We start from the raw sequence: 20,797 nt of genomic DNA, 5'->3' as shown, positions 1-20,797 counted from the left end.
GGGGATGGCCTGCCGTTTCCGGTTGTTCCAGGGGTGCTTCGGTGCTGCTGCGGCGGGTGCTAGAGACCGGCGGCGCGGGCGCCGGCGTCCTCGTTGGCGCGGTCGAAGCTGTCGGACAGGCGCTCGCCGTTCTCGCCCACCGAGCCGACCACCTGGGTGACCTTCTTGAGGAGCTCCTCCAGGTTGTGGGTCGGGTCGTCGACCTGCTCGTGGTACTGCTTGCCGATCTCGTCGTTGCCGCCGACCGACTTGTTCAGCTTGTTGATGATCTTGACGTTCTCGTGGATGTCCGCGAGAACGTCCTTCAGTTCGCCGAACTCGGCGAACGACCGCTTCATGTACTCCGTCTTCGCGAGCACATTGGAGTCGTCAGCCACCGAACTCCTCCTGCTTGCGGGACGCCTTCTTGTCGTCGTCGTGGCCGGGGCGCATCGACCACAGCGGCTCCAGCAGGTCGTCCAGCTCGGTGCCGCCGGTCATCGAGAGCCGCAGGGACTCGCCCACGCCCTCGAACTCCCGGATCCGGGCGGCCACCTGCTCGCCGACCTTGGCACGGGCCTCGTTGAGCACGTCCTTGAGCTGCTCGGCCAGCTCGGCCGGGGCCTTGTCGCGGTAGCCGGTGTTGTGGAAGGTCAGTGCGACGACCTGGCCCTGCGGCCCGACCTTCACCGTCACCAGACGGTCCTTGGAGGTGACGGAGGCGGTGAGCTTCGCCAGCTCCGCCTGCGTCTCCTCGGCCTTGGCGAGCTGCTCGCGCATCGCCTCCATGGTCTGCGCGATCTGGTCCGCGAAGGGGTTGCTCATGGTGGTGCTCCTCGTTCTCTCGTACCGGCCGGACGGCCGGTACCGGTGGACGGACGCCGCGCGGGGCGCCGGCCGCGGCGGGCCGGCGCCCCGGGGGCAGGGGCGGTCAGCGGCCGATGACTCCCTCGACGGCCCCGCTCTCGGTGCCCCAGACCTCTTCGTCCTCGGCCAGCCAGGTGGTGCGCTGGCGGTCCTTCTCGTTGGCGCCCTGACCGCCCGCGCCCATGCCGCCCGGGGGCATCATGGGCGGCATGCCGCTGCCGCCGGTGGTGCTGACCTGGCGTCCGGTCAGTGCCGCCTGCTCGGCCTGGGCGGCGCGGGCCGCGCGCTCGGCCGCGAGCCGTTCGTTGGCCTGGTCGGCCGCGGCCTTCAGGACCGCCGGGTCGCCGCCCGCGGCGACCGAACGGGGGCTCATCCCGGCGCCCACGCCGGTGATCGGCGAGATGCCGCCGGGGCCCAGCAGCCCGCCGGAGGACGAGCCGCCCGCCCCGCCGCCCAGGCCGAAGCCGCCGTACCCGCCGCCGACGCCGTAGGAGAAGTCGTTCGGCGCCAGCAGGTCGTCCCCCTCCTCCAGGTAGTTGCGGCCCAGGTCGTCCAGGAGCTGGCGGGACTGCGAGACCGGGCTGCCGCTGCCGTCCAGCAGGGTGCCGTCGGGGGCGATGCTGTAGTCGCGGCCGACCACCATCGGGTTGCCGTTCCGGTCCAGCACGGGGCGCCCCTCGGAGTCGACCACCCGGCCCTCGGAGATCCGGGAACCGGGCGGCACCGTGACGTTCCGGTTGCCGGAGCCGCCACCACCTCCGCTGCCGATCCCGCCGATGATCCCCGGCAGGAGGTCCGGACCGCTTCCCGAACCGCCGCCGATGGAACCGGTGGGGAGCGTCGAGCCGCCGGACCCGCCGACGACGACCCCGCCCGGCAGCCCCGAACCGCCGCTGCCACCCGAACCGCCGCCCGAACCGCCGCCGGTGGAGCCGGTGGGGAGCGTCGAGCCGCCGCTGCCGCCCCCGACGACGGTGCTCGGCGGCTTCGGGCCGCCGCTGCCGCCCGAACCCGAGCCGCCGCCCGAACCGCCGCCGATCCCGCCGATGCCCGCGCCGCCGCCCGAACCCCCGCCGACCGAGACCTTCGGAGGACCGTCCTTCCCGCCGCCGAGCTCGTCCTTGATGTCCTTGGTGTTCGGGCCGTCCTTGCCCCCGGTGCCCCCGCCGGAGCCTCCGCCCGCGCCGGGCGGGGCGACGGTCGGCGGCGTCCGGGGCGGCATCCGCAGCTGCACGTCGGGCTTGTTGTTCTTCAGGTGGGCGGACAGGGTGCTGTAGGCGGATTCGAGGGTCCGCAGGGACTTGCCGGCGGCCACGTCCAGGGTGTCCGCGACCTGCTTCAGCCAGATCTCCTTGGCCCTCGCCTGGACCTTCTCCCAGAACTCCTTGGTGTCGGGGTCGCCGAACGGGGAGCCGGTGACCTTGAACGTCAGGCCGGAGGTGGACACGACCTCCTTGAGGAGGTGGGCCTTGTCGCCGTTCAGCCCCTCGTAGTTCACACCCTTGTCGGCACTGTTCGTGATCACCATCGTGGAGGGCGCGAACGCCTCCGTGACGGCCGCGCCCAGCGCGCTGGCCGGGTGCCAGAGCTTGTAGTCCCCCTCCGTGCGGAGAACCGTCCGCTTCTCCGCGTCGTCCGTGAAGTCCGTCCAGCCGTTCTTGAGCCCCCACACGGCGGTTTCGAGGTCCTTCCGGACCGCGAGCAGGGCCGCCTCGACCTTGTTGTCCCCCAACTGGCGGCGGAAGCTCGCGGTCTCGCCGTAGAAGGCGCCGAGCACGGTGTGGAAGGCCCCGGCCGCGCTGCCCTGCCAGTCCCCGTCAGGGGCGTCGACCTTGTCCATCCAGCCCTTGGTCCGGCCGATCCAGCCGTCGAGGAAGTACCGGGCCTTCTCGTGGGCCTGGGCCGCCCGTTCGAAGGTCGCGGGGTCGAAGCGGTCGTTGGAGTACGGCGGATTGGTCAGCGGGTCGATGACCCCGAGCGCGTCGTGCATGAACTTGTCGAACTCGGAACCCGAACCGAACTTGCTGTAGTCCAGGTTGATCCCGTAGGCGACCGTGCCGCTGGTCGTGTTCGCGCCGTCGTAGACCTGGAAGTCCCACGACCACCAGGCGTCATGGATCTGGCTGCCGTTCTCCCAGGTCTTGAAGGAGCCTTCGAGGAACTCGCGGCTCCCCCGGCCGTCGCCGGGGCACCACGGGGCGCTGGGGCCCGCCACCGCCGAGCGGTCGGTACGGCTGGTCTGCGTGGAGGACGCGAAGATCGAGACGACGTCCTCCCATTTCTCCGGACGCAACGTATCCGGCGGCGTGGTCATGGTGAACCCCTTTCCGGCCCATCGGCGCGGTGGATCGGGCGCGGGCCGGTCCGCTCCGCGGCCGGCCCGCTCCTGCGTGCGGTGACGCGGGTCAGGTCGTGGTGGTGCTGCTGCCGCCCCCGGGCACGACATTGCCCAGGAGGAACATCAGCTGCGCCACCGTGAGGGCCTCTTCCTTGCCGGTCTGGAGGATCAGATCGGCGTCCAGGAGGTCGCCCTTCATGTTCTTCAGCTGGGTGCCGATCTTCTGGAAGCCGCCGTCCACGGCGCCGAAGTAGGCCTTGAAGCTCGCCGTCACCTCGGTGATGGACTTGCCGGCGTTGCCGGGCGTCCCGATCCGCAGCTCCGCGCTGTTCCCGGTCACCGGCTTCCCGTCCGTGCCCACGGAGCTGGTGAGGGTGCCGGTCCCGTTGGCGTAGTAGCCCATGTTCAGCACGAACGGGTTGGTCGCGATGCCGTCGATGTAGGCCTGGATCTCCTCGTTGGTGAACTGCTGCAGCCAGCCCTCGGTCAGCTCCGTGACGGGACTGCCGCCGGACCCGCCCTCGTTCTTCGCCATCGGTCGGTCCTCCTCGTCCGTCAGGCGCCGATGCCCTGGCCGGCGTGGTTGTCGGCCTCCCACAGGACGTGGTGCATGTCGGCGAGGGCCTTGGTGGCCTCGTCGATGTCGCGGATCATCGCCGAGTCGAGCTGGCCCAGCTCGGTGGCGAAGGTCCTGGCGGCCTCGGCGTAGGCACCCTGGAGGTCGGTGCCGATGTGCTGTTCGAGGATGCTCTTGGTCTCCAGCATCGCGGCCTCCATCGCGTGGCCTTCGTTGCGCAGGTAGTCGATCGCGTCCTGCACGCCGGCGTGGTTGACGAACAGCGAATCCTGGGCAGTCACCATGGGGAACCACTCCTAGTCTGGTGGAGGTCGGCCGGGCCCTGTGCCCGGACCGGGGGGTGTCTCGGGGGGCGCTCCGCAGGAGGCCGGTTACTTCTTGCCGCCGAGGACGTCCTCGATCTCGCTGCCACCGCCGCCGCCGATGCGGTTGGCGATGGTGTTCGACATGTCCTGGCCGCTGCCGATGGTGCGCTCGCCCTGCTCCAGCTGGCTGTGGAAGAGGTCGTACTTGGCCGCCAGCTCCTTGTACTTGAGCCGCCAGTCCGCGATCTTCCGCTGGAAGATGTCGCTGGAGGTGGCCTGGAAGTCCCGCTCCAGCTCCTGGATGCTCTTCTCGATGTTGGCGTCGATCGCCTTCATCGTGTTGAACTGCTTCTCGACGGTGCCCTTCACGGTCCGGATGACCGAGGCTTCCGTCCTCGTCGTCGGCGTCGCCATGGCACTCCCTCTCTCCCGCGCCCCGTCTCCCCCGCCGTTCCCGGCGGCCGGACCGGCCGGGGGCGTCACGGCGGTCCGCCAGACTGAACGGCGAGGGAGTCCGGCCCGGTTCACCCGGATCCGACTCCCGTCGCGGCGCCGCCGGACTGCCGGGCGGTCAGCGGGCGCACTTGCCCTCGGTGCCGGCCGGCTGCACCAGGGCGCCCCCGGCCAGGGCCGCCGGATCGAGGCTCGGACCGGCCGGCAGCAGCGCGAGCAGCCGGCTCGGGACGGCCACCGGGGCGGCCCCGGCGTAGCCCAGCCGCTCGGCGGCGGCCGGGGCCAGCGGGTAGCGCACGCCGTTCTCGGTGACCAGGTACATCGTGCTGCCCTGGCCGGAGCCGGAGAGGGCGCGCACCAGCGCCCCGCCGCCGGGCCGGACGGTGATCCGGTCCGCCGGGGTGCAGCTGGGCACGACGCCCGGCTCGGCCACCGGGGGCAGGCCGAGCACCTTCGCGGCGTCCGGCACCCGCAGGTCCACCTCGCCGCTCCCGGCGCCGGGGCCGCTCGCGGGCAGGCCCGCGCCGAGGGCCGGCCCGGGGGCCGGAGTGAGCAGCGCGGGGGGCCGTTCGGGCAGTCCCGAGGGGATCAGCTCGGCCGCCGCGGCGGCGGGCGCGGAGTGGGCCGCGAGGTCGGCGGCGCCGACCTCGCCGACGGTCACCGGGCCGTTGGCGTACGCCTCCACCTGGGTGCGCGGGTCGCCCTGGACGAGGGCGAGCACGGTGGGTCCGACCTGGGCGAGGCCCTGCGCGGTGAGCAGGTAGCGGTCCTCGCCGGCGCCCGCGAACAGCTGCCCGACTCGGGTCGGCCGGCCTGCGAGGTCGGGCCCGGCGGTGCCCCGGCCGGGCAGTTCCGGGCCGCGCAGGTCCGGGCCCACCGCGAAGGTCTCCAGGAAGGCCGCGGTCACCGGTACCGGCACCGCGTTCTGGTAGCCGAGGGCGCGCACCGCGCCCGCCGCGACGCCCAGCGCGTAGCGGCGTCCGTGCCAGAGCAGTTGCGGGGCGCCGTCCGGTCCGGCGACCAACGCGGCCCGGTCCCCGGCGGAGCCGCCGCCGCTCGCGCCGCCGACGGCGAGCGCCAGCAGCGGCGCGGGCTTGCTGCCCGCGGCGGCGGTCTGCACGGTGCAGGCCAGCCAGTCGGAGCGGTCCAGGGCGGTGGGCGCGGGCAGCCCGTCGGGGGCGCCGACGATCCCGACCGGGCCGCCGCGCGGAGCGCCCTCCAGCGAGTTGCGGGACACCTCGTCGACGATCAGCTGGTCGCCCGCGAGCAGCTTGGCGCTGGCCTGGTTGAGCACCGGGTGGAGCAGCCCGCCGGCGTAGAGGTAGCGCGTCCCGGTCTCCTTGACGACGACCACGGTGCCGGGCTTCCGCCAGCCCACCGCGCCACCGGGCCTGACCAGCCCGTAGACGCCGGCGCCGAGGCCGCCGAGCAGGGCGAGCGCGATGCCGATCGCGACACCTCGGTTGGTCCGGCCGATCGGGGTGTCGGGGGCGTCGGGCTCGGCCCGCAGCACGCCGGCGGCGACCCGGCCCATGACGAAGAGGTGGGCCTGCACCTGGTCACGGCGGGACTGCATCGGGTTGGTCCTCCTGCGGTTCGTGGGATCCGGACCTGCGGGGCGGCCCGTCCGGTCCGGGCGGGTCCGGGCGGGTCCGGCGGCGGGCCGGGGCCGGACGGCGGGTCAGCCGCCCATCCCCCGCATGGTCCGGTAGAAGCCGAGCACCTGGAGGGCGAGCGGCAGCAGGGCGATGGCGGCCAGGGTGTGCGCCATGTCGCCGGCCCGGCCCCAGTACGGCAGCAGCCGGCGGCCCGGGATCGTCCAGGCGACGACGGCGAGCCCGGTCGCGAGGAGCAGCAGCACCGCGAACAGCACCAGCCGGGCCACCGGGCCGCCGTCCAGGCCGAACCGCACCGCCAGCAGCGTCAGGCCGAGGACGCCCGGCAGCAGCACGGCGAGCCGCTGCCGGATGCCGCCGATGTCACGGGCGTGCAGGAGCAGCAGCAGGGACAGGTCGACGGCCGTGGCCGGGGCGCCCCAGCCGGTGTGCCGGGACCAGGCGAGGGCGACCAGCGCCACCGCGCAGACCCCGCCGAGGGCGGTCAGGAAGGCCGCGAGGTAGCGGTCGGCGACCGCGCTGCGGGAGAGCACGTCCTCGGCCGGGAACGGCTCGATCTCCTCCTGGAGTTCGTCGGAGTTCCGCGGCAGGGCGGGCAGCCGCAGACCGGCCAGCTTGAACGACAGGCCGGGGACGAAGGCGCCCAGCACCACCGCGCCGGCGGCGCCCAGCGCGGCGATCCCGGCCGCCTGGACGCCCGCGGCGGCCAGCGCCCCGGCGAACAGCGCGAACCCGGCGGTCACCAGCAGGCCGGGGAAGAACGCCCCGCCGCCCGCCACGGCCAGCGCCACGGCTGCCGCGCCGACCGCGGCGGAACCGCCGGCCAGCAGCCGGGTGGCCCCGTCGAGGCCGGGCAGCAACGCCGCGGCGGCGGCCGCGTGGGCCACCCCGGCCGCGCCGAGCGCGGTGGCGGCCGGGGCGTCGCCGACCGCGCGGCCGGCCGCGGTGGCACCGCCGAGCAGCAGCACGGCCGCGGCGGCGGCGCACGCCCAGCGGAGGTCCCCCTCGCCGGGCAGGGCGAGCAGGAAGAGGCCGACCGCGAGCGCCACCAGGGTGAGCACGAGGGCGAGGTGGTGGGTGACGGCGGGGCGCCAGGTGTCGCCGCGGGCGACCATGCCGCTGCGCACGCCGTCCACCAGGTCGTCGAAGTGCACCTCGGGCAGGGCTGCCCGGCGCGGGCGCAGGTGGAGTTCCTCGCCGTCCTTGACGCCCAGCGACTCCAGGGTCTGCTCCTCGTCCAGCGGCTCGCCGCCGGCCCGCTGGAGCACCCAGCCGTCGTGCTCGACGCCGTTCTCCTCGACGCCGGGGCCCGCGTAGCCGAGCACCGTCGGGAGCAGGTCCGCGAGCACGATGTCGCCGGGCACGGCGAGTTCGAACGCGGAATCGGGTGCGCGGAACCTCAGTCTGCACAACCCGGTCGCCGCCACTGCACCGCTCACCTGTCGCGCCCTCTCGCTCGCCCCGGGCCGGTCCGGCTGGGCACCGGCGGCCCTTCCGGTCCCCACCGGCGACTACGGGCGGCGGGGGCCCGGCGGTTCACCGCGGCGCCGGGGCCGGGCCTCCCCGCGCCGGGCGGGGTGAACCGCGCGGGGCGCACCGGCCGTTGGCCAGGGTGCGGCCCCGGTCCGTCGTCCGGCCGGATCCGCCGACCCGGCGCGGTCGGTGTCCCGGCGCGGCCGGCCGCAGTGGAGCGAGTCGCCGCGCGCGCGGCGGGAGGAGAGTCCTGTTGAGCGTGGTCCTGGTCGACCGTCCGCCCCGGCGCCCCGGACCGGAGATGCCGGACGGCGAGATCCAGCTGCAGGAGCCGCCCGGTCTGCCGGAGCCGCAGAGCGGCGTCTCGCAGATGCTGATGATGGCCCCGATGGCGCTGAGCTCGCTGTCGATGGTGATGATCTTCCTCAACCCGAACGGCGGCAGCGGCCCGCTGCAGTACGTGGCGATGGGCATGATGGGCCTGTCCGCGGTCGGCATGCTGGTCACCCAGCTGATCCGCGCCTCCGGCGACCGCAAGCGGCAGCTGCGCGGCGAGCGCCGCGACTACCTGCGGTACCTGTCCCAGATGCGCCGTCAGGTCCGCCGGAACATCGTGCGCCAGCGGCTGGCGCTGGCCTGGCGCCACCCCGCGCCGGACGCGCTCGCCTCGCTGGTGCGCACCTCCCGGCTGTGGGAGCGGCGCTCGGCCCACCCGGACTTCGGCGACGTGCGGATCGCCACCGGCCCGCAGCGCCTCGCCGTCCGGCTGGCCCCGCTGGCCACCAAGCCGGTGGAGGACCTCGAACCGCTCTGCGCGCACGCGCTGCGCCGCTTCATCCACGCCTACGGTTCGATCGCCGACCAGCCGATGGCGGTCCACGTCCGGGGCTACGCGCAGGTCCTGATCCGCTGCGCCGCCGCGGAGGCCGACGGCGAGGAACCCGTTCCGGCGCCGGACCAGGAGCCGGCCCGCGGCCTGGTCCGGGCGATGCTCGCCCAGCTGGCCTTCTTCCACGCCCCGGACGAGCTGCGGATCGCCGCCGCCGTCGCGCCCGACCGGCAGGCGGACTGGGACTGGCTCAAGTGGCTGCCGCACGCGCTGCACCCGACCGAGGCGGACGGCGCCGGACCGGTGCGCCTGGTGGCGGGATCCCTGGTGGAACTGGAGCAGTTGCTGGGCCCGGAGTTCGGGGAGCGCCCGCCCTACGAGCCCGAGTCGCAGCCCGCCCCGGACGAGCCGTTCACGGTGGTCGTGCTGGACGGCGTCCGGATCTCCTCCGGCGGCCGGGCCGCCCTGGCCGGCTACCGCAACGCCGTCCTGCTGGACCTCGGCGACGCCCTGGAGTGGAAGCACAACAAGTACCGGCTGCGCCTGCGGATCACGGACGACCGGCTCGACCTGGTCGGCGCCGACCGCAACCGCAACGACGAGATCACCGCGCTCGGACGGCCGGACACGCTCCCGCTGGAGGCGGCCCGCCGCTACGCGACCCTGATGGCGCCCTACCGGCTGGGCGACGCGGTGGACACCGCCGAGCCGCTCAACACCGACTTCGACCTCACCGCCCTGCTGGGCATCGGCGACCTGCACCGGCACGACGTACGCCGCGCCTGGGCCGACCGGCCGCGCCACCAGCGGCTGCGCGTCCCGCTCGGTCTGGGCGCCGACGGCCGTCCGGTCGACCTCGACCTCAAGGAGTCGGCGCAGGGCGGCATGGGCCCGCACGGCATGCTGATCGGCGCGACCGGCTCCGGCAAGTCCGAGCTGCTGCGCACCCTGGTGCTGGCGCTCGCGCTCACCCACTCCTCCGAGATCCTCAACTTCGTGCTGGTGGACTTCAAGGGCGGCGCGACCTTCCTCGGCCTGGACCGGCTGCCGCACACCTCGGCGGTGATCACCAACCTGGCCGACGAGGCCGCGCTGGTCGACCGGATGCGCGACGCGCTGCACGGCGAGATGACCCGCCGCCAGGAGCTGTTGCGGGCCGCGGGCAACTACAGCTCCCTGCTGGACTACGAGACCGCCCGGGCGGCAGGCACCCGGCTCGACCCGCTGCCGACGCTCTTCGTGGTGGTCGACGAGTTCAGCGAACTCCTGTCGGCCCACCGGGACTTCATGGAGCTCTTCATCATGATCGGCCGGCTCGGCCGCTCGCTCGGCGTCCACCTGCTGCTCGCCTCGCAGCGGCTGGACGAGGGCCGGATGCACGCCCTGGAGTCCCATCTGTCGTACCGGATCGGCCTGCGCACCTTCTCCGCCATGGAGAGCCGCGGCGTGCTCGGCGTGCCCGACGCCTACCAGCTGCCCTCCCAGCCCGGCAACGGCATCCTGCGCAGCGACATCGCCACGCTCACCCGGTTCAAGGCCTCGTACGTCTCCGGCCCCTACCGGCGGCGGCGCGGCGCCGCCCGGCAGGCCGCGGCGGCCGGGCAGGTGGTGCCCTACGGCACCGCCTACGTGGCGCCGCACCGGCCCGACCCGGTGGTGGTCGAGGAGGAGACCGTCGAGGAGGAGACCACCGTCACGCTCCTGGAGCTGGCCGCCGAGCGGCTGCTGGACGCCGGCCCCCCGGCGCACCGGGTCTGGCTGCCGCCGCTGGAGGTCCCGCCGACGCTGGACGAGCTGCTGCCGCCGCTCGCCCCGGACCCCCGGTACGGCCTCACCCCGGAGGGCTGGTCCGGCCGGGGCGGCCTCGCCGTACCGATCGGCGTGGTGGACCGCCCGTTCCAGCAGATGCGCGAGCTCCTCGTCGCCGACCTGTCGGGCGCGGGCGGCCACGTCGGCATCGCCGGCGGTCCGCAGAGCGGCAAGAGCAACCTGCTGCGCGCGCTGATGACCGGGCTGGCGCTCACCCACACGCCGCAGGAGGTGCAGTTCTACTGCCTGGACTTCGGCGGTGGAACGCTGTCCTCGCTGCGCGGGCTGCCGCACGTCGGCGGCGTCACCGGCCGGCACGACCCGGAGCGGATCGGCCGCACCCTCGCCGAGGTCACCGGCGTGATCAGCCGGCGCGAGCAGAGCTTCGCCCGGCTGGGCATCGACTCGATGGCCACCTTCCGGCGCCGCCGGGCGGCCGGGGACCCCGGGCTGGCGGACGAGCGGCACGGCGACGTCTTCCTGGTCGTCGACGGCTGGAACACCGTCCGCCAGGAGTTCTCGGACATCCTGCCGGTCTTCACCCTGATCGCCGGACGGGGCCTCAACTACGGCGTGCACCTGGTGCTGGCCGCCAACCGCTGGGGCGAGATCCTCGGCGGTCTGCGCGACCAGCTGGGGTCCCGCTTCGAGCTGCGGCTCGGCGACTCCATCGACTCGATGATCAACATGCGGGCGGCCGCGACCGTTCCCCGGCTCCCCGGCCGCGGCCTCACCGAGGAGCGGCTGCACTTCCTCACCGCCCTGCCCCGGATCGACGGCGAGGGCGGCACCGAGGACCTCTCCGACGGCGTCGCCGACCTGGTCGACGCGGTCAACGAGCACTGGACCGGCCCGCGCGCTCCCGAGGTCCGGATGCTGCCGCTGCTGCTCGACGCCGCCGGCCTGCCCGCCCCCGAGGGCCGGCTGCGGGTGCCGCTCGGCCTGGAGGACAGCGCCATCGCGCCGCTGTGGCACGACTTCGAGGAGACCCCGCACCTTCTGGTGGTCGGCGACTCCGAGAGCGGCAAGACCAATCTGCTGAAGCTGATGATCAAGGCCATCACCACGGCGTACACCCCGGACCAGGCCCGCATCATGCTGATCGACTTCCGGCGCGGCCTCTACGAGAGCCTGCCGGAGGAGTACCGGCTCGGCTACGCCGTCTCGGTCGACGTGGTCAAGCAGATCGTCAACGGCGCGGCCCGGGCGATGGAGGCGCGGGTACCCGGCGAGGACATCAGTCCGGCCCGGCTGCGGCTGCGCGACTGGTGGACGGGCCCCGAGCTGTTCGTGATCGTCGACGACCTCGACCTCGTCCCGGGGGCGATGCCGCACCCGTTCGAACCGCTGCTCACCCACCTCGCCCAGGGCACCGAGCTCGGCCTGCACCTGATCGTGGCGCGCGCCGCCAACGGCATCGGGCGCACCTACTCCGACCCGGTGCTGCAACGGCTCCAGAGCGTCAACACCCCGGTGGTGCTGCTGTCCTGCCCGCCCAGCGAGGGCACGCTGTTCGGCAGCACCAAACCGCGTGAGCTGCCGCCGGGCCGCGCCCTGCACATCAGCCGCCGCCGCACGGTGCAGCTGCAGACCGCCCTGATGGCGGAGCCCGGGGAGACCGAGGGGCAGGACGGGCCGGGGTGAGCGGTGAACCGGGGGCGCGGCGGGGGCCGTAGTCCAGGACGATGAGCCTTTCCCGCACCGGTGCGCGCTCCGACGAGCCCGCGCCCCCGGCCGAGCCCCGCCGCCGCTTCGGCTTCCGGCGCGGGCCGCAGCGCGCCCTGCCCGCCGGGGACACCGCCGCCGCGCCCGCGCCCACGGCGCTGCCCGCGCCCGTCCGCGAGCCGGTGCGGCCCGCGCTGCCGGCCACCCGGCCGGCCCCCGCACCAGGGCCGCCGGCGGCGGCCGGCCCCGGGCCGTCGGTGCTCCGCGCGGTCGGCCCGCACTTCGTGATCGCCGCGTCCACCGCCCGCGAGGACGAGCTGTCGGCGGCGATCGGCGCCCTGCGGCCGGTCCCGGACGCCGTGGTGGTGATCGCCGCCGCGCCCGACTCGGCGAAGGTGCTGCGCGACCGGATGGCCGACCTCGGGGTGATCGCCCGCGCCCGGGGCGCGGCCCACCTGGTGCTCGCCGCCTCCGGGCTGGCCGCCCTCGCGCCCAACGGGCGGCGCCCCGCCGAGGTCGTCGCCGAGCGGGCCGGGGTGCCCGTGGTCGCGCCGGACGGCCTGGTGGAGATCACGCCCGGCGGCAACCTCAAGGTCACCGACCCGGCGGGCGCGGTCGAGGCGTCCTCCTGGTGGCGGTGCGAACCGGGCGAGGCGCCGCGCCGGATCAACGACACGATCGGCGCCGCGGCCTCCGTCGAGACGCCGCGCGCCGGGCTGGACGGTGCGTCCTCCGCCGCTCGCGTCGCCGCTCCCGTCGCCGCTCCCGTCGCCGCGCCCGCTCCGGCCGCCGGTGGCCGGGCCGACGCCGTGCGGGTGCTGCGGCTGCCCACCGGCTTCTGGCTCACCGACCCGGCCGACCCGTCCACCGCCCCGCTGCCCGACCTGCGGCTGGCCGCCGCGCCGCCCGGCAACACCGTGGTCCTGATCGGCACCCCGGCCCGGCCGGTCCTGCTGCCCGAGGACTTCACCGAGGCCGTGCTCTCCCTGCCGCTCGGCACCGACCGGCCCCTGGTCAGCGCCCCCTGGGCGGCCCCCGACCAGCTCGCCGCGCTCACCGGCGCGCTGGCCGCCCGCACGGCCCGGCCGGTGCAGGCCGCGATCGGCCTGCCCGTACTCGGCCCCGGCGGCCCCACCTCGCGGGTCCTGGACGGCGGCGGCCGGGCCGGCTGGGAGCCGTTCCTGCTGCGCCTGTCCACCGCCCCCGGCTGCCCCACCACCCCCGCCGCCTGGCGCAACGGCGGCGCCGACTGGCGGACCGACGGGCCCGCCGTCTTCCGGGCGTTCCCGTACTGGGCGCTGGAGGCCGTCCCGGCCGGGCTCTGGCTGCGCCCCGAACCCCCGCACGTGCTCACCCCGCGCTTCCGGCGCCCGGAGGCGGCCCGCCCGCTGCTGATCGTCGGGGAGCGCGACCGGCCGGTGCCGGCCGACGCCTTCGAGGAGCTCGGCAGCCTGCTCGACCGGCTCCCGTCGGCGGGCGCCGAAGGGTTCGGCCTGCTGGTGCACGGACTGCTCGAACCGGCCGCCGAACGCGTCGGGCGCTTCGTCGCGCGGATGCACGAGCTGGAGTGGCTCGGCGCGGAGCAGCCGCTGAACGGGCCGCCGGCCGTGGCGGCGGTGTCGTACGGGATCGGGCGCGCGGGCGCCGGGCAGCGCGCGGGTGCCCCGCGGCGTCCGGCGGCGGGTCCGGCCCTCGCGGCGGCGGGGGCCCCGCCCGCGCTCGGGCCGGCCGCCCGGCCCGAGGGCGCCGCCGAACTCCCGGCCCGTCACCGGGTGCCGCCCGTGCCGGAGGCCGGGGGCGAGGGCGACGTCGCGCCCCGGACCGAACCGCCGGCGCGCCATCAGGTGCCGCCGGTGGCCGAGCCGGTGCCGGAGCCCGAGCCCGCCCCTGCTCCCGCTCCCGCCCCTGCTCCCGCGCCGGAGCCGGAGCCGGAGCCTCGGCCGGTCTCGATGCCCACGCCCGTCCGGGCCACCGCCGGCCCGGCCGGCGGCAGCGCCGCCGGGGCCGCCGCGCCGCCGCGCCGGGTGCCGCCCGTCGGCGGCGAGGCGGGTGCCCCGCCCGCGGCGGTGGGCGGCACCGCCGTCGCCGGGGCCGGTCCGGCCGGCGGCGGCGCGCGCCCGCCGTTCCGCACCCCCGAGGTCCCCCCGGTTCCCCCGGTCGAGGCCCCGGCCGGGCCGGAGAACGGCGAGCTGCCGCAGGAGCCGTCCGCCCCGTCCGTTCCCTCCGCCCCGCCTGTTCCCTCCGTACCGGAGGAACCGGCGGGCCCCGACCCCGTCGAGGAGCCCCGCTCCGCCCCCTCGGCCGGTGACGAGCCGTCCGGCCCGCCCCCGCGGAGCCCGCAGGCCCGCTACTTCGGCCTCGACGACTCCCCCGCCCCGGTCACCACCAGCAGCGCCGCCGAGCGCGACGCCGTCCGCACGCTGCTCGGTGACCACTACCACCGCTGCACCGGCCGGCTGGACCAGCTCGCCACCCGGCTCCCGGGGCTGCGGTCCACCTCCCAGGACGACTTCAAGCCCGACCTGGCCGCCGTCCTGCTCCACCACACCGACACCGGCGTGCCCGCGACCCGGGCCGCCCTGGTGGCCGCCGCGCGCTCGGGGGATCCGGAGCTGCTGCCGTTCCTGCGGTGCCTCGGCTCCGGTCTGCGCCGGCTGCCGAGCCACCACGGCGCCGTCCTGCTCGGCACCGCCGCCGGGCCGGACCCGGAGTCCGTCCTCGCCCACTACCCGACCGGCCGGCAGTTCCGCGAGCCCGCACCGCTCTCCGGACTCACCGCACCCGGAGCCGAACTCCCGGGATCCTCCGTGGAGTTCCTCGTCTGGTCGGCCACCGGCCGGCGCACCTCGGTCTTCGACTCCGGCGGCGACGGCCTGGCCCAGGCGGTCTTCCCGCCGGGAACGGCGTTCACCGTCGTCGGCCTGGTGACCGCCGACGGCGACCGGCCGGCCTGCGTCCTGCTGCGCGAGTCGGGCGGCGACCCCTCCGAGCGCAACCGCAACGCCCTCTCCCGCCTCCGCTCCTGGCTCGAACGGCGCGCCGCCATGCCCCCGGCCGAACGCCCCCGCGCCGACTCCCCCGCCCGCTTCCACCTCACCCCCGGCGTCGATCTCGACAGCCCCGGGACCCAGCCGGACGCCTGACCACCACGCCCCCGCGCCCCAACCCTCGGATCCCGCCACCACCGGCGGGACGGCCGAAACGGACAGACCGACCGGGCGGGCACGCGGCCACGGCGAGGGCCGCCGACGCCCAGCTCCCACCTCACCCCCAGCGCCGACCTCGACAGCCCCGGGAACCAACCGGACACCCCAGCCACACCCTCACCGCCACCATCCCGTGGGCGGCCCGGGACACGACACGGCCCCGGGCACCGCGCACCGGCACCCAGGGCCACGATCGAGCCGCCACAGGCGGGAGCACCGAAGCGGACGGAGCAACCGGGCGGGCCGGGGGTCACCGCGAGGGCTGCCAACGGCCGCCGACTCCCCCGGCAACAAGCTCGACGGCCCCGGGAACCAGCCAGACGCCCGACCGCCACGCCCCCCGCATCCCAGCCGGGTCCCGGCCCCGAGCACCACACACCCGTGCCCAGGGCCGCGGCCGGGCCGGCCCCACCCGAACCCTCGGCCCCCGCCACCCCCGACGGGACCGCCGAAACGGACTGAGCGACGGGCGGGCCACCGACTCCCGGCCTCGACCTCGACGGCCCGGGGAAGCAGCCGGACGCCCCAGCCGCACGCTCCCGTGGGCCGGTCTACCAGCCCCTCGCCCAGCCCTCGGATCCGGCCGTCAGGGGCGGGACCGCCGGAGCGGGTGGGGTGACCGGGGCGGCGGTCACGGCGGGGGCGGTCAGTGGCTGCGCCGGCGTCACCCGGGCCGCCTCCGTCGGGACGGCTGCCACGTAGTGCCCGGTCCGGGCCGCCGGCACCTGGACCGGGCCCACCGGCACCGCCATGCCGGGAGCCGCGCCCGCGCCGTACGCGGGTACGCCGTACGCGGGGGCCCCGGCCCGGGCGGGCGTCCCGGCGTACCCGGGGACACCCGGAACGGCCGTTCCGGCGACGGGCACGCCGGTCACCGGCACGGCGGGCACCGCCGGGACGGCTGCGGCCTCCTGGCCGCCCACGGTCCCCCGGAGCACGGCGGGGGCCTCGCCGCCGCTGGTCCGTATCCCGCCGCGGGTGGCCGGGCCGAGCCCCTCGGTGGGGGACGCCGCCTCGCCCGGACGCTCGGCGACCGTCCCGGACAGCCGCAGGATGAGGTTGCGCTCGGTCGGGTCGCCGTTCGGCCAGTCGCAGTCCTTGCTGCGCACGATCCGGCTGCGCACCCCGCTCCGCGAGGTCTGCCACGGGTAGGGCAGCACCCGGACGTTGGGGCGCCATCCGACGCCGGGCACGCAGTGCTGCAGTTCCATCTCCCACTCGTCCGCCCGCACGTCCAGCGAGGCCCCGATCCGCCCCTCCAGGACGAACGTGCCGTACGGTGCGCGCACCACCACGCGCTGCTCGTAGTAGGCGTCCTTGTCGAGGACCGTGATCCGCAGCGGCCCGTTCATTCGCAGCATGATCGCCCTTTCCGGCGGTCGGAGCCCGCGGAACCGCCACAGCCCCGCCACCCTGGTCGACGGCGCGTCCGGAGCCCCGGGTTCACCCGCCGCCGGTCCGCCCCGGCTTCCCGCCCCGCGGTCGCCGGCCCGTGAACCCGTCGCCGCCGCCCGTCCGTTGAACACCCGTGACGGCCGTTCCCGGACGGCACCGGGGTCCCGTTCGACGGGCCGGCGCGGCCCGCGCCGCTTTCCCCTTCGGGCAGGCCCGGCCTCCCCATCGCGCACACCTCCCGAACCGCCGCGCACGCACGGTGCACCGGAGGAGCGGCCCGCGCCAGGACCTTGGTCCCAGCCGGTACCGTCCCCCGGTCGTCAGCCGGCCCGTGCGCCCCACCTGCCGCACGGTCCGCTCCGGTCCCGCACCGCTGCCCGGCACCGCCCGGAAACCGGGCCTGGTTTGCACCCGGAAGACACCGCCCCGCCAGCACCACTGCGGCCGCCGTCGCAACCCGACCGCCCTCCTGCCGCGTCCATGACCATCGGGGGAGCGCCGGCCGACCGTCGCCGCGAGCCCGGCGAACCGGCTCCCGTCAACCCCCCGAACGGTCCGAACCACGCCATTTCCCCAACCGCGCACCGAACGTCACGAAACGCACCCCGGCCGTGGCTAGACTGCGCCCCGCACAGGGACGGAGACCCTCGTCCACCCGCTCTCACCAGGGAGGATCCGTGTTCGTTCGGCTGCTGGGCCCGGTGGAACTGCGGACCGCCGACGGCCGGTCCGTCGAGCCCGCCGCCGCCAAGCGGCGCGCCACGCTCGCCCTGCTGGCGCTCGAACTCGGCCGCACCGTCCCGGTCGGGCGGTTCTTCGAACTGCTCTGGGGGGAGACGCCCCCGGCCCGGGCCCGGGCCGCGCTGCAGGGCCACATCGCCGCACTGCGCAAGCTGATCGCGGGCTCGGAGCTCGTCCTGACCACCCGTCCGCCGGGCTACCGGCTGGACGGTCCGGAGCACGCGGTGGACTCGCTGCTCTTCGAGCAGCTGGTCGCCCGGGCCGCCGCGGCGGACGCCCCGGGCGGCGACGAGGCGGCGGCCGGAATGCTGCGCCGGGCGCTCGACCTGTGGCACGGTCCCACCGCCCTGGCCGACCTGCCGGAGACCGACCTGAGGGACGCGCTGGCGGACCGGCTGCGCAAGGACCGGGCGCTGGCGCTGGAGGCCTGGGCCGACCGGCTGCTGCGGCTCGGGCGGGGCACGGACGCGGTGTCCGAGCTCGACCGCGCGCTGGAGGGCGATCCCTGGAACGAACCGCTCGCCGCCCTGCTGGTGCTCTGTCTGAACCAGGCCGGACGCCCGTGGGACGCGCTGAACGCCTACCACCGGACCCGCCGCCGGCTCGCCGCCGACCTCGGGGTCGGCCCGGGCGTCGCGCTGCGGTCGGCGGTGTCCGGCCTGCTCGCCGAGCAGCCGGCGGCGCGGCGGCCGGCCACCGCGGCGCCCGAGGCCCCCGTCCGCGTCATCGGCCTCCCCCGCCCGGGAGGGGCCACCGGGGCCGCCGTGCCGGGCGCCGCCCGTCCTGCGCCGGTACCGATGCCGTCGCGGGCACCGTCGCCGATGCCCGCGCCGATGCCCGCGCTGAGCTGCAAGCCCGCCCCGCGTCCGTCCACCGTCCGGGGCTTGGCCGCCCCGGCCGCCGGATCCGCGCCCGTGCGGGCCGCGAACCGGCCGCCCGCGCCCGCCCCGGCTCCCACGCCGGCCGCCGCCCCCGTTCCCACTCGCGCCCCCGCTCCCCGTCCCGCTCCCGACCAGCTCCCCCGCCCGGCCACCGGGTTCGTCGGCCGGGACACGGAACTCCACTGGCTGGGCGAGCAGTTGCTGGGGTCACGCCCCGGCGGGGGGATCGGCCTGCTGGTCGGCCCGGTCGGCACCGGCAAGACCGCCACCGCCGTGCGGTGGGCCCACGAAGCGGCCGCCGCCTTCCCGGACGGGCGGCTCTTCGCCGACCTCAACGGCTTCGGCCCCGGCCGGCCCGTCGAACCGGCCGCCGTGCTCGGCCGCTTCCTGCTCGCCCTCGGCGTCCCGGAGACCGAACTGCCCGACGAGCGGGCGGCCCGGGCCGCGCTCTACCGGTCGCTCACCCGTGACCGCCGCCTGCTGGTGGTCCTGGACAACGTCCGCGACGCCCGGAGCCTCGCCGAGCTGCTGCCCTCCGGTCCGCACGGCGCGACCGTGATCACCAGCCGCAGCAGCCTGGAGGACCTGGTCGTCACCGAGGGCGCCGCCCCGCTGCGGCTCGGCCCGCTGCCCGCCGAGGACGCCCGCCGCCTGCTGGAGCACCTCCTCGGCCGCCCCCGGGTGGCCGCCGAGCCGGAGGCCACCGACCGGCTGGCGGAACTCTGCGGCCGGCTGCCGCTCACCCTGCGGATCGCCGCCGCCCGGCTGGCGACCCGTCCGGCCTGGGCAATAGCCGACCTGGTGCCCGAACTCGCCGACGAGCGGACCAGGCTGCACGCCCTGGACACCCGGGGCACCAGCAGCCTGCGGGCCGCCCTGGACCTGACGCTCCGGCACCTTCCGGACACCGCGGCACACCTACTGGCCCTGCTCGCCGTCCACCCGGGCACGGAGACCGACGTCGCGGCGGCCGCCGCGCTGCTCGGCGCCAACCCCGCCGAGGCGGGCCACGCGCTCGACGCGCTCGCCGCGCACCACCTGCTCACCGAGACCGCGCCCGGCCGCTACCGGCGCTGCGACCTGATCCGGCTGTACGGCGCCGAACTCCTGGACGCGCGGCCCGCGGCGGAGCGGACCGCGGCGTCCGCGGCGCTGTCCGACCACTACCTCGCGGCGGTGGCCCACGGCGCCGCGCTGCTGCAACCCGCCCCCGGCAGCGGCGCCGCCCGTACGAGTCGCACCGGCCGCGGCGAGCACCCGCCCTTCGCCACCGTCCGCTCGACCCTGGACTGGTTCCAGGCCGAGGAACCCGCCGTCCGGGGCGTGGTCGCCGCCACCGCCGGGGACGGCGACGCCGACCGCGCCTGGCGCCTCGCCTACCGCGCCGACGGCCTCTACTACGGCGTCGGCCGCCACGCGGACCGGCTGGCCTGCCTGCGGACCGGCCTCGACGCCGCCGGCCGCACCGGCGACCCGGCGGCCGTCGCCTCGATGGAGGCCGTGACGGCCCGCGCCCTGAGCGGCCGGGGCCGGACGGCGGAGGCGCACCGGCTGGCCCGCCGCGCGGTCGACCGCACCGCCGGGACCGGCGACACCGTCCGGGTGCAGGCGCTCACCGTGCTGGCCGTGACCACGGGGGCCGCCGGCCGGCCGGCCGAGGCGGTCCGGCTGGGCGAGCAGGCGATCGCCCTCGCCGAGGCGCACGGCCATGCCGAGCACGCCCCCTACGCGCTCAGCAACACCGCCGGCCTGTACGGCCTCGCCGGCGAGCCTGCGCAGGCGCTGCGGCGCGCCCGGGAGGCCCGCGCGCTGCTCGCCGAGCACCCGCTGGCCGTCTTCCACCTCTCCTCGATGATCAACGAGGCGCACGCCCTGCAACTGCTCGGGCGCTCCGCCGAGGCGGAGCAGGCCTGGCGGGAGACCCTGGAGCGCTGCCGGCTCGCCGGCACCGTCCACCTGCTCGCGGTGGCCGAACGGCACTTCGCCGACTACCTGCTGGCGGTCGGCCGGCCCGCGGAGGCCGTCGGGACGCTGCGCTCGGCGCGCGGCCTGTACGGCCGGCTCGGCGACACCGAGGTGGTGCGCACGCTGGACGAACGGCTGGCGACCTTAGCCGGCTGAGGGCTCCTCGGGCACCGGGTCCCCCACCCCGGGCTCCCCCACGAGTTCCTCCGTCAGCAGCGCCACGCCGTCCTCCCCGAAGCGGTGCAGCAGCAGCGCCACCCACTCCACCGCCTGCGCGCGTTCCAGGGGCGTCCAGCGCGCCGCCGAGGGGTGCTCGTCCACCACCAGCGCCTCGGCGATCATCCGCAGCCCGTCCGGGACCGCCGTCCGCGGCCCGCGCCGCCCCAGCCCCTCCACGGCCAGCCGCCGGGCGGCCGCGACCACCACCGCCCCGTCGGCCGGGGGCACCGCCCACCCGCCGCCGGCCCGGTCGTCGCCGGACCACCCGTCGTCGCCGGACCGCCCTTCCTCGCCGGGCCGCTCGGCCGCGAGCCATCCCGCGACCAGCTCCCGGATCCCTGCCTCGCCCACCGCTTCCGCCATGGCGGCCAGCTTGCCAGCCCCACGTCCCGTGGTCATCACCGTCACGGTGACGAGTACGGCTGCCGCCCCGCTCCGTGTTCACCACCGTTCACCGCCGTTCACTCCCGGGGGGGGGC

At 76.5% G+C, this 20,797-nt stretch carries 13 protein-coding genes; 3 read left to right on the top strand and 10 right to left on the bottom strand.

Annotated features, from left to right (window positions below; genetic code table 11):
* Positions 1 to 59: 59 nt before the first annotated feature.
* The 8 genes from ABT238_RS06425 to eccD all read right to left on the bottom strand — a co-directional run bounded on the left by ABT238_RS06425 (position 60) and on the right by eccD (position 7,562).
* Positions 60 to 377, bottom strand: coding sequence for a hypothetical protein (locus ABT238_RS06425; protein WP_350565834.1), 318 nt, complete (start codon positions 375 to 377; stop codon positions 60 to 62).
* Complete coding sequence (locus ABT238_RS06420) at positions 370 to 804, bottom strand: YbaB/EbfC family nucleoid-associated protein (RefSeq protein ID WP_350565833.1); 435 nt, start codon at positions 802 to 804, stop codon at positions 370 to 372. The genes ABT238_RS06425 and ABT238_RS06420 overlap by 8 nt, the downstream gene beginning before the upstream one ends.
* 106 nt (positions 805 to 910) lie before the next feature.
* On the bottom strand, positions 911 to 3,160 hold the full coding sequence (locus ABT238_RS06415) for a hypothetical protein (RefSeq protein WP_350755747.1): 2,250 nt from the start codon (positions 3,158 to 3,160) through the stop codon (positions 911 to 913).
* A gap of 91 nt (positions 3,161 to 3,251) precedes the next feature.
* Complete coding sequence (locus ABT238_RS06410) at positions 3,252 to 3,719, bottom strand: hypothetical protein (protein WP_350565829.1); 468 nt, start codon at positions 3,717 to 3,719, stop codon at positions 3,252 to 3,254.
* 20 nt (positions 3,720 to 3,739) lie between these two features.
* Entirely contained in the window at positions 3,740 to 4,045 is a 306-nt protein-coding gene (locus ABT238_RS06405) for a hypothetical protein (protein ID WP_350565827.1), read from the bottom strand.
* 87 nt (positions 4,046 to 4,132) lie between these two features.
* The gene (locus ABT238_RS06400) at positions 4,133 to 4,480 is read right to left on the bottom strand and encodes a hypothetical protein (RefSeq protein ID WP_350565825.1); all 348 of its coding nucleotides are present in this window, start codon (positions 4,478 to 4,480) and stop codon (positions 4,133 to 4,135) included.
* A 157-nt stretch (positions 4,481 to 4,637) separates the two neighbouring features.
* The gene (gene eccB, locus ABT238_RS06395) at positions 4,638 to 6,095 is read right to left on the bottom strand and encodes a type VII secretion protein EccB (protein WP_350755745.1); all 1,458 of its coding nucleotides are present in this window, start codon (positions 6,093 to 6,095) and stop codon (positions 4,638 to 4,640) included.
* Positions 6,096 to 6,200: 105 nt separating this feature from the next.
* On the bottom strand, positions 6,201 to 7,562 hold the full coding sequence (gene eccD / locus ABT238_RS06390) for a type VII secretion integral membrane protein EccD (protein WP_350755817.1): 1,362 nt from the start codon (positions 7,560 to 7,562) through the stop codon (positions 6,201 to 6,203).
* Between the two features lie 347 nt (positions 7,563 to 7,909).
* Between eccD and eccCa the strand changes: the two genes are divergently transcribed.
* Together eccCa and ABT238_RS06380 are read left to right on the top strand one after the other, a co-directional pair.
* Positions 7,910 to 11,890 (top strand): type VII secretion protein EccCa, encoded by a 3,981-nt coding sequence (eccCa, locus tag ABT238_RS06385; RefSeq protein ID WP_350755814.1) that lies wholly within the window; start codon positions 7,910 to 7,912, stop codon positions 11,888 to 11,890.
* Positions 11,891 to 11,931: 41 nt separating this feature from the next.
* Positions 11,932 to 15,054, top strand: coding sequence for a hypothetical protein (locus tag ABT238_RS06380; RefSeq protein ID WP_350755743.1), 3,123 nt, complete (start codon positions 11,932 to 11,934; stop codon positions 15,052 to 15,054).
* 614 nt (positions 15,055 to 15,668) lie between these two features.
* Here the strand turns inward: ABT238_RS06380 and ABT238_RS06375 are convergent.
* Positions 15,669 to 16,478: a hypothetical protein gene (locus ABT238_RS06375; protein ID WP_350565820.1), complete on the bottom strand. Its 810-nt coding sequence runs from the start codon at positions 16,476 to 16,478 to the stop codon at positions 15,669 to 15,671.
* A gap of 711 nt (positions 16,479 to 17,189) precedes the next feature.
* Between ABT238_RS06375 and ABT238_RS06370 the strand changes: the two genes are divergently transcribed.
* On the top strand, positions 17,190 to 20,255 hold the full coding sequence (locus ABT238_RS06370) for an AfsR/SARP family transcriptional regulator (RefSeq protein ID WP_350755741.1): 3,066 nt from the start codon (positions 17,190 to 17,192) through the stop codon (positions 20,253 to 20,255).
* Here the strand turns inward: ABT238_RS06370 and ABT238_RS06365 are convergent.
* The gene (locus tag ABT238_RS06365; protein WP_350755739.1) at positions 20,244 to 20,717 is read right to left on the bottom strand and encodes a hypothetical protein; all 474 of its coding nucleotides are present in this window, start codon (positions 20,715 to 20,717) and stop codon (positions 20,244 to 20,246) included. The genes ABT238_RS06370 and ABT238_RS06365 overlap by 12 nt on opposite strands.
* Between the last annotated feature and the right edge of the window lie 80 nt (positions 20,718 to 20,797).

This window comes from Kitasatospora sp. NPDC001527 (genome assembly GCF_040298605.1).
GTDB lineage: Bacteria > Actinomycetota > Actinomycetes > Streptomycetales > Streptomycetaceae > Kitasatospora.
This window is presented reverse-complemented; position numbering and strand designations above follow the sequence as displayed.

Coding starts and splice junctions, on each gene's coding strand:
- ABT238_RS06420 (WP_350565833.1), bottom strand. CDS start 804: ATGAGCAACCCCTTCGCGGACCAGATCGCGCAGACCATGGAGGCGATG.
- ABT238_RS06415 (WP_350755747.1), bottom strand. CDS start 3,160: ATGACCACGCCGCCGGATACGTTGCGTCCGGAGAAATGGGAGGACGTC.
- ABT238_RS06410 (WP_350565829.1), bottom strand. CDS start 3,719: ATGGCGAAGAACGAGGGCGGGTCCGGCGGCAGTCCCGTCACGGAGCTG.
- ABT238_RS06405 (WP_350565827.1), bottom strand. CDS start 4,045: ATGGTGACTGCCCAGGATTCGCTGTTCGTCAACCACGCCGGCGTGCAG.
- ABT238_RS06400 (WP_350565825.1), bottom strand. CDS start 4,480: ATGGCGACGCCGACGACGAGGACGGAAGCCTCGGTCATCCGGACCGTG.
- eccB (WP_350755745.1), bottom strand. CDS start 6,095: ATGCAGTCCCGCCGTGACCAGGTGCAGGCCCACCTCTTCGTCATGGGC.
- eccCa (WP_350755814.1), top strand. CDS start 7,910: ATGCCGGACGGCGAGATCCAGCTGCAGGAGCCGCCCGGTCTGCCGGAG.
- ABT238_RS06380 (WP_350755743.1), top strand. CDS start 11,932: ATGAGCCTTTCCCGCACCGGTGCGCGCTCCGACGAGCCCGCGCCCCCG.
- ABT238_RS06375 (WP_350565820.1), bottom strand. CDS start 16,478: ATGCTGCGAATGAACGGGCCGCTGCGGATCACGGTCCTCGACAAGGAC.
- ABT238_RS06365 (WP_350755739.1), bottom strand. CDS start 20,717: ATGACCACGGGACGTGGGGCTGGCAAGCTGGCCGCCATGGCGGAAGCG.